This window comes from Desulfatiferula olefinivorans (assembly GCF_054657895.1).
This window is the reverse complement of record NZ_BAAHXV010000086.1, coordinates 1-2125: the sequence shown is the minus strand read 5'-3', so window position 1 is coordinate 2125 and position 2125 is coordinate 1. Positions and strand designations below refer to the sequence as shown.

Here is a 2125-nt window from a genome sequence, read left to right as displayed (position 1 = left end):
TATAAAAGAGCTATTTCAGCCTTAAATTCAAAACAAAATGACGTAGCAAAAAAATATTTTGACGAAATTTACGTAGAAAAACCAGATTATCCTAATGTCTCATATCATTATGGAAAGTTATTAAAAGATGATGGTCAATTTGAAAAAGCGATAATGGTTCTTGAATCTGTCCCAGCTAATGAAACATATGTAGACCTTGATTATATGAGGGGTTGGCTTTATTACGAATTAAATAATTTTTCAAAGGCAAAAATTTGTTTGATAAACTCTCAAACCGAACTAACTCCCAATGATAATAGATATTATATGGCAGTTGCCTTACTTACTTATATTGAACACAGAAACAATAATTTGATTGAATCTACATATTCATTCTGTGACATGATTGACGGCGTTTTAGCAATGGAAAAATCACCCAAATATACTTCACAAACAAAAGTTCCAACCAGTGAAATTCATAGATGGGTTGATAAAGACTTTGCATTGAGAACAGCCGGGTTTTTTATTTTAATGAAGGCTATTGAGTCTGAGTTCAAGAACAAAGAGTTTTCATCTGTACTCGACCTGTTTATTCGGTCTGTTAAATACTTTGATTGTCCTCCCCTTAAATTATACATTAAATATAGCGATCAAGACTATTGTAAACTTCTGGAAATGATAACTATTTGTTTGTCAAGCTCCACCTTGTCTAATTCTCAAAAATTAAAAAGTTCAATCAATAAAATTAAGTTGAAGAACAAAGATAAATTTATCAAAATTTTTGAATTAACAAGTCTTATTGATATGATTTATTTTGGAGTTAATAAGCCCATAACATTGGAAAATGATTATTTTTTATTATTTCATAAAAATATTAATTCTAACCAACCATTATATAGGGTTGCTTTGTCATTAAATGGGTTATCGAAAAAAGCTATAGAATATTTTCCTGATGGCCAACTTTCATACGAGTTGCAAGAGAAAATTGAATTACAAAAAGGATTAAATTTAAATAATTGTAGTGCAGAAATATCGATTTGTAATATTATATCAAAATGTTCTGAGACAGCTATTATCTATCCTTATATAGTTGAACATAAATAATTATATCCGAACAAAAGCATGGAGAGGGACTGGGAAAAGCGGCGCGCCCTTCGGTTGCGCCCCTTTTCCCAGCCCCTCATGCTTGGCGTTGGGCATAATCAAATACAATAATTTAGGTAAGTCTTATGGATTGGATAAGTTATACATTAACTTCATTATCTTCAACCGCATTGACAGCTATTCTTTGTTGGATTTTTAAGAATTGGATTGCTGTCAGACTAACTGCATCAGTTAAGCATGAATTCGATTTAAAAATTGAAAAATCAAAAAGTGAATTCAGAAATAAAGAAGAAGAATTAAAATCTGAATTAAAATCTAATGAATCTCAAATAGAAATTTTACAATCAACTTTATTAAATCAACTGTCTGCTCGCCAAATAACAGTCTGCAATAAACAATTCGAATCAATTGAAATTTTATGGGATTCGGTTATTAAAATGCATCCACAAAAGACAGCAGCAAAAATAATGCAGTCTGTAAAATTTGATTTCGCTCTCGATCAAGCTCCTACAGATAGTAAGATTAGAGAAATGTTTTCAGGTTTGATAAAAACTTTTAATTTGAAAGTAAATGAGAATAAATCTACAAGTGTTTCAAGAGCTCGACTTTATGTATCTTCATTAACATGGTCACTTTATCAAGCATATTCAACTGTAATATGGTTTGCTGTTACGAAAATGATGATGATTGAACAAGGCCAAAATACATTAAATTTATTCAAGACCCAAGAAATCATTGATTTGGTGAAAGAAGCATTGCCCCATCAAGCTAAATTTATTGATGAAAAAGGGATTTCTTCCCTTGATTTTTTAGTTGAAGAACTGGAATCAAAACTTTTCACGTCTTTAAAAAGTGAAATCCAGGGAATTGAAGAAGACATGTATAATGCGCAAAGAGCAACAGCAATTATAAATAAAGTTAATAGTATTCAAGAGAAAGCTGTACCATCAACTAAAGGCCCAACAACAGCATGAACTCGGACTGGGAAACGGCGCGCCGCTTCGCTCTGCGCCGTCTCCCAGCCGGTTATGCTGAGCGTTAT

Annotated in this window: 2 protein-coding genes; both read left to right on the top strand. The window is 31.8% G+C overall.

The window, feature by feature from the left end; all coding sequences use genetic code 11:
* Positions 1–1083, top strand: a 1083-nt coding sequence (locus tag ACYQ11_RS21900; protein WP_459925964.1) for a tetratricopeptide repeat protein, incomplete at its 5' end; no start/stop codon positions are given.
* 125 nt (positions 1084–1208) lie between these two features.
* The gene (locus tag ACYQ11_RS21895) at positions 1209–2057 is read left to right on the top strand and encodes a hypothetical protein (RefSeq protein WP_459925963.1); all 849 of its coding nucleotides are present in this window, start codon (positions 1209–1211) and stop codon (positions 2055–2057) included.
* Positions 2058–2125: the final 68 nt, after the last annotated feature.